Genomic DNA, 5767 nt, shown 5'->3' on the forward strand with positions numbered 1-5767 from the left:
GGCTGTAGCCTGCGCGGCGGCTTTCTTCGCCTTCGCGCGGGCGATAGCGGCTTCTACCGCCGCCTTGCGCGGATCGACCGATGACGCATCCTCGACCGGCTGCGCCTCTTCCGTCGGCGCGGCGGCAGCTTTCTTCGCCTTCGCGCGGGCGATGGCAGCTTCTACCGCCGCTTTGCGCGGATCGGCTGCCTCCGTTTTCGTTTCTTCCACTGCTTCAGGCTGCGTAGTTTTCTTCGCCTTAGCGCGGGCAATAGCGGCCTCTACCGCCGCCTTACGCGGATCCTCTGCCTGACGGCTCAGCGCCTGGGTTTCCGCCTGCGCCTCTGCCTGGCGCAAATGCGCCTGAGCATGTCGCGCCTGACGCTGTGCTTCTTCTACCGCCGGATCGACTTCGCCTGCCGCCTGCCGCTTCGCCATCACGCGTTCGCGGGCTGCGGCCAGTTCGCCTTCGTCGCTGCGCGCGACGCGCTGCTTCGCCTGCTCATGCTTCGCTTCACGCGCCAGCTTTTCACGCTCCAGACGCGCCTGGCGCGCCTCAAAGCGCGCTTTCGCCTCAGCGGTGCGCTTCGCCTCAAGGTCGATAGCGCGCAGCTCGGCCTTCTCCTGGCGGTAATACTGCACCAGCGGAATATTGCTCGGGCAGACATAGGCGCAGGCACCGCACTCAATGCAGTCGTCGATATGGTGGGCGCGCGCTTTATCGTGATCGCCGCCCTGGCTGTACCAGTAGAGCTGCTGCGGCAGCAGCTTCGCCGGGCAGACATCGGCGCAGGCGGAGCAGCGAATGCAGGACTGCTCCTCGTCGCTGTTGCCCATTTCGCTGGCGGAGGGCGCGAGAATGCAGTTGGTGATTTTCACTACCGGCACGTCAAGCGACGGCAGGGTAAAGCCCATCAGCGGCCCCCCCATAATCACCATCTGGCGCGGAGCGGGCGTAAAGCCGACCTGGTGCAGCAGGTGGCTGATTGGGGTGCCGATCCGGCTCCAGACGTTGCGCGGCTGCGCAATCGCCTCGCCGGTCAGCGTCACCACGCGTTCGGTCAGGGGCTCACCGTTGATCACCGCGCGCTTCACCGCCCAGGCGGTGCCGACGTTCTGCATCAGTACGCCGATGTCGGTAGAGCGTCCGCCGTGTGGCACTTCCAGACCGGTAAGTATTTTGGTCAGCTGCTTCGCGCCGCCGGAGGGATACTTTGTCGGGATAACGCGGATTTGCAGATCGCGTTCGCCACCCAGCGCCCGCTTCAGTGCGGCAATCGCTTCCGGCTTGTTATCTTCAATGCCGATCAATACGCGCTCGGCCTGCAATACCCAGGCGAGGATGCGGCTGCCTTCCAGCACTTCGGCGGCATAATCCTGCATCAGGCGATCGTCGGCGGTGATATAGGGCTCACATTCGGCGGCGTTGATAATCAACGTTTTCACGCCGCGCAGTCCGCCGCGCAGCTTGGTGCCGGTCGGGAAGCCCGCGCCGCCAAGGCCGGCGACGCCCGCGTCGTGAATGCGCTGAACGATATCGGCGCGCTCGCGCTGGCGGTAGTCCGCCATCGGCTCCAGCGTTGCCCAGCGATCCTCGCCGTCCGGCGACATAAAAATGCAGAGTTCCGACAGCCCAGAGGGATGCGCGGTCATATGCTGCGCAATCGCATCAATGCTGCCGGAAGTCGGCGCATGCACCGGCAGCATCCGGCCGTTGCCGAAGGTCAGCGGCTGACCGCGCAGCACGCGATCGCCCGGCGCGACGCAAATCTCGCCTTCATGGCCGATATGCTGTTTCAGCGGAATAATAAAACGGTCCGGCAGCGGCAGCTGGCTCAGCGGGGTGCCGTTAGACTGGGTTTTCATTTCGGGCGGATGGATGCCGCCCTGGAAATCCCACAGCTTCTCTTTACGAAAGATATTCAACAGATTAAGCATGGCTTTCTACCGGGATCACCCGTACAGGAATGGTTTCAAGATCCCACTTCCAGTTAGCGGTAGTGGTCGCCACTGGACGCATCTCGATGCAGTCGGTAGGACAGGGCGCGACGCAGAGATCGCAGCCGGTACAGACGTCGCTCAACACGGTATGCATGGCGCGCGTCGCGCCGACGATGGCGTCCACCGGACAGGCCTGGATACATTTGGTGCAGCCGATGCAGTTCGCTTCGTCAATCCAGGCCACGGTGCGCACCGGCTCTTTCGCCGTTTCGTCGCCGTCAATCGGCTGGGGATCAACGTTCAGCAATGCCGCCAGCTTGAGCATGGTCTGCTCGCCGCCCGGCGCGCATTTATTGATCGCCTCGCCGTTATTGCCCACCGCGTCCGCATAGGGACGGCAGCCGGGGTAGCCGCACTGGCCGCACTGGCTTTGCGGCAGTAATTCGTCGATCTGTTCGACGATAGGATCTTCTTCTACTTCGAAGCGGCGAGAGGCGTAGCCCAGCAGCGCGCCGAACACCAGGGCCAGCGCGCTCAGAACGATAATTGCAATCCAGATAGCGGACATCAGAATTTCACCAGACCGGTAAAGCCCATAAACGCCAGCGCCATCAGGCCAGCGGTCACCAGCGCGATAGAGGAACCTTTAAAGGGCGCAGGCACGTTAGCCAGCACCAGACGCTCGCGCATCCCGGCAAACAGCACCATCACCAGCGAAAAGCCGAGCGAGGCGCTAAAGCCATAAAGAGCCGCCTGCAAAAAGGTGTGGTTGAGATTGACGCTCAGCAGCGGCACGCCGAGCACCGCGCAGTTGGTGGTAATCAGCGGCAGAAAAATGCCGAGCAGCCGGTAGAGCGACGGGCTGGTTTTACGCACCACCATTTCGGTGAACTGCACCACGACGGCGATCACCAGGATATAAGCCATGGTGCGCAGATAAACGAGATCGAGCGGCACCAGGATCAGGTGGTTTACCAGCCAGGCGCAAATCGACGCCAGGGTGATCACAAAGGTGGTGGCAAGGCCCATGCCAATCGCCGTCTCCAGCTTTTTGGAAACGCCCATAAAAGGACAGAGGCCCAGGAATTTCACCAGAACGAAGTTGTTCACCAGCACAGTGCCTACAAACAGCAGCAGATAATCGGTCATTTTTTCGCCATTGATTCGGAAAGCGGCTCATTATCTGTGATCTGTGACGCTATCTCAACCACTGCGCGAAAGGCAGCAGGCTGTATCGCACTCAGTATTAAATTGTTGACGAAACTCACGGCGTTACGGCCGGATAAACGTCGTTTTCACCCGCTGGGAACGTTTGAAGTAGGGCACAAAAACCGCGGCGGCGAGCAGGGCCAGCAGGAGCGTCTGGGACGCTTTGCCGTCGGCGACCGGCGTAAAGGCGAAGGTCTTTAGCGCCAGCAGCAGCGTGACCAGCAGCCAGATAATATAGTGGCGCGGCAGACGGCGCGAACGTTTGCAGAAGATCCAGCATACCCACAGGCTGTAAAACCAGACGGCGAGCGCGGTCAGCAGAGAGATCGCCCAGTTGGTCACCAGCATGCCGCCGTGAGAAAACAGCGTCGCACGCCATGCCGGATTAAACAGCGGGCTGAGATACATCGCCACTACCAGAGCGCTGGTGAGCAGCATCATAATCAGCCAGGCGAGCGGGACAAGCAGCCAGCCGCCCAGACGCGGCGCGGTTACCGATTCAGTCATAAGGATGATCCTGTTGCGACAAGGAAAGCGGGAGAGAATAACACGTTCAAACAGAGCCTGCCTGCGCAGAAGAGAAGCGGCGCCAGCAGGCCCGTTAATCGCGGATCAGACGACGTAACGCCACACGGTTTTCGGCACGCGGCCTAAATCGTACAGCCGACCGCCCGACGCCAGTTCAGCGCGCCGATGATCCGCCGCGCGGTACATGCTGATGATCTCGTTATCATCGGTGAGCGAGTAGTTGAGGTGATCGTAGAGTTTTTCCAGACTTTCCAGATTATTCACTTTGCGGAATTTGAGCAGGTAATCTTGCGCAGTCATGATTGCCATAAATGAAGAGAACAGAGGAGAGGTCAGTATAGGGAGCAACTGCACGCTGTCCAGCGTCTTATGCTGAAAAAAAGACAAATTATTTATTTTTTCTAATCAATGCGCTAAAAACGCCAGTTATTACTATTTGCGAAGCCTAAAGCGAAACGGCTAAAAAGTGCTTTGTCGCCGTCAGCCGCTCGCCGCTGCGCTAAAGCTGTTCAGGCCTTACCGCGACCGCCATTACATTTTTGTGGCCCTGAATCCGCTTCGCTTAGAGTTATAAAACCTTATTTATTGCGCTCCCCGTGGTGCAGATGAATGAAAGCGGTTAATAACAGCGCTTTTAACAAATCTGCATCTCTCTCTTGCCGTCCGGCTGCGCGTCGGGCAACGCTGTGTATGCCTCGCTTCTGTGCGGAAAATCACAAATTTATCATCTCACCTGCGCCACGTCCGATGACCAAAGTTTACGTATTATTGTAATCGCTTTCAGGAGCAGATTTCATAAGCGATTCTGTTTATTACATTTATTTAACCGGCATTTTTAAAATAACCAGTCGTTTTGTCCATGCCTGATAAGGCGAGCAACTGCCATACCTGCACGTAACCCCTTTAATTTGAACTAATTTGTGAGGCGCGTCGCCCTTATTCATAGCGATTTACGCCAGGCTAAACGGGCTCTTTACCCTTACTCGCAAAAGCCCTTCAGAGGAATGCAAACTATGTGGAAACGTTTACTTTTGACCACCCTGGTCAGCGCCGCGTTAGCAGCGCCGGTAATGGCGGCTGACCTGACGGTCGGCTTCTCTCAGGTCGGCTCCGAATCTGGCTGGCGTGCAGCGGAAACTAACGTGGCGAAAAGTGAAGCGGCGAAGCGCGGCATCACGCTAAAAATCGCTGACGGTCAGCAAAAACAAGAGAACCAGATCAAAGCGGTGAGGTCGTTTATCGCTCAGGGCGTGGACGCGATCTTTATTGCGCCGGTGGTGCAGACCGGCTGGGAGCCGGTGCTGGAAGAGGCCAAAGATGCCAAAATTCCGGTGTTCCTGCTCGATCGCGCCATCGTGGTAAAAGATAAATCGCTCTATATGACGGTGGTGACCGCTGACAACGTGCTGGAGGGCAAACTGATTGGCGACTGGCTGGTGAAAACCGTTGGCAACAAGCCGTGTAACGTCGTCGAGCTGCAGGGTACCGTCGGCGCCAGCGTCGCTATCGACCGTAAAAAAGGCTTTGCCGAGGCGATCGCCGGCCATCCCAATATCAAGCTGGTTCGTTCGCAGTCTGGCGACTTCACCCGCAGCAAGGGCAAAGAGGTGATGGAGAGCTTTATCAAGGCGGAAAACAACGGCAAGAACATCTGTATGGTCTATGCGCACAACGACGACATGGCGATCGGCGCGATTCAGGCGATTAAAGAAGCTGGCCTGAAGCCGGGTAAAGATATCCTCACCGGATCTATCGACGGCGTGCCCGATATCTATAAGGCGATGCTGGCAGGAGAAGCAAACGCCAACGTCGAGCTGACGCCGAATATGGCTGGCCCGGCTTTCGACGCGCTGGAGAAGTTCAAAAAGGATGGCACGCTGCCGCCGAAAATCACCAAAACCGAATCCCGGCTCTATCTGCCTGCTGATGCGCAGGCACAGCTGGATCTGAAAAAAGGCATGGGTTACTGAGCCGCGAGCCGCTCTCCGGAGCGGCTTTTTATCTGTTGAGGCGGAGCTGACAAGATGATTAGGCACAATGATGATGCGCTGCTCACCATCAGCGGCGTCAGCAAAGGTTTTCCCGGCGTTAAGGCGCTGGACAACGTGTC

At 58.2% G+C, this 5767-nt stretch carries 6 protein-coding genes; 1 reads left to right on the top strand and 5 read right to left on the bottom strand.

Annotated features, from left to right (window positions below):
• From rsxC to ydgT, 5 genes are all read right to left on the bottom strand, one after another.
• Positions 1-1917 (bottom strand): electron transport complex subunit RsxC (rsxC, locus tag B3797_RS09690; protein WP_311790971.1); only part of this gene is annotated, 1917 nt, incomplete at its 3' end.
• Entirely contained in the window at positions 1910-2488 is a 579-nt protein-coding gene (gene rsxB, locus B3797_RS09695; RefSeq protein WP_311781505.1) for an electron transport complex subunit RsxB, read from the bottom strand. The genes rsxB and rsxC, both read right to left, overlap by 8 nt.
• Complete coding sequence (gene rsxA / locus B3797_RS09700; protein WP_033747388.1) at positions 2488-3069, bottom strand: electron transport complex subunit RsxA; 582 nt, start codon at positions 3067-3069, stop codon at positions 2488-2490. The genes rsxB and rsxA overlap by 1 nt, the downstream gene beginning before the upstream one ends.
• Positions 3070-3192: 123 nt before the next feature.
• Positions 3193-3636, bottom strand: coding sequence for a DUF2569 domain-containing protein (locus B3797_RS09705; protein ID WP_311790972.1), 444 nt, complete (start codon positions 3634-3636; stop codon positions 3193-3195).
• 105 nt (positions 3637-3741) lie between these two features.
• Positions 3742-3957, bottom strand: a complete 216-nt coding sequence (gene ydgT, locus B3797_RS09710) for a transcription modulator YdgT (RefSeq protein WP_033747384.1) — start codon at positions 3955-3957, stop codon at positions 3742-3744.
• 713 nt (positions 3958-4670) lie between these two features.
• On the opposite strand from ydgT, the gene ytfQ reads away from it, so the two are divergent.
• Positions 4671-5627 carry a galactofuranose ABC transporter, galactofuranose-binding protein YtfQ gene (gene ytfQ / locus B3797_RS09715; RefSeq protein ID WP_311781503.1) on the top strand — a complete coding sequence of 319 codons (957 nt, stop codon included), beginning with the start codon at positions 4671-4673 and terminating at the stop codon, positions 5625-5627.
• Positions 5628-5767: the final 140 nt, after the last annotated feature.

Origin of the sequence: Pantoea sp. UBA5923 (assembly GCF_002431095.1) — a bacterium.
Classification (GTDB): Bacteria; Pseudomonadota; Gammaproteobacteria; order Enterobacterales; family Enterobacteriaceae; genus Pantoea; species Pantoea piersonii.

Excerpts from the sequence above, each read along its gene's own strand:
- rsxB (WP_311781505.1), bottom strand. The coding sequence starts at position 2,488 with ATGTCCGCTATCTGGATTGCAATTATCGTTCTGAGCGCGCTGGCCCTG.
- ydgT (WP_033747384.1), bottom strand. The coding sequence starts at position 3,957 with ATGACTGCGCAAGATTACCTGCTCAAATTCCGCAAAGTGAATAATCTG.
- B3797_RS09705 (WP_311790972.1), bottom strand. The coding sequence starts at position 3,636 with ATGACTGAATCGGTAACCGCGCCGCGTCTGGGCGGCTGGCTGCTTGTC.
- rsxA (WP_033747388.1), bottom strand. The coding sequence starts at position 3,069 with ATGACCGATTATCTGCTGCTGTTTGTAGGCACTGTGCTGGTGAACAAC.
- ytfQ (WP_311781503.1), top strand. The coding sequence starts at position 4,671 with ATGTGGAAACGTTTACTTTTGACCACCCTGGTCAGCGCCGCGTTAGCA.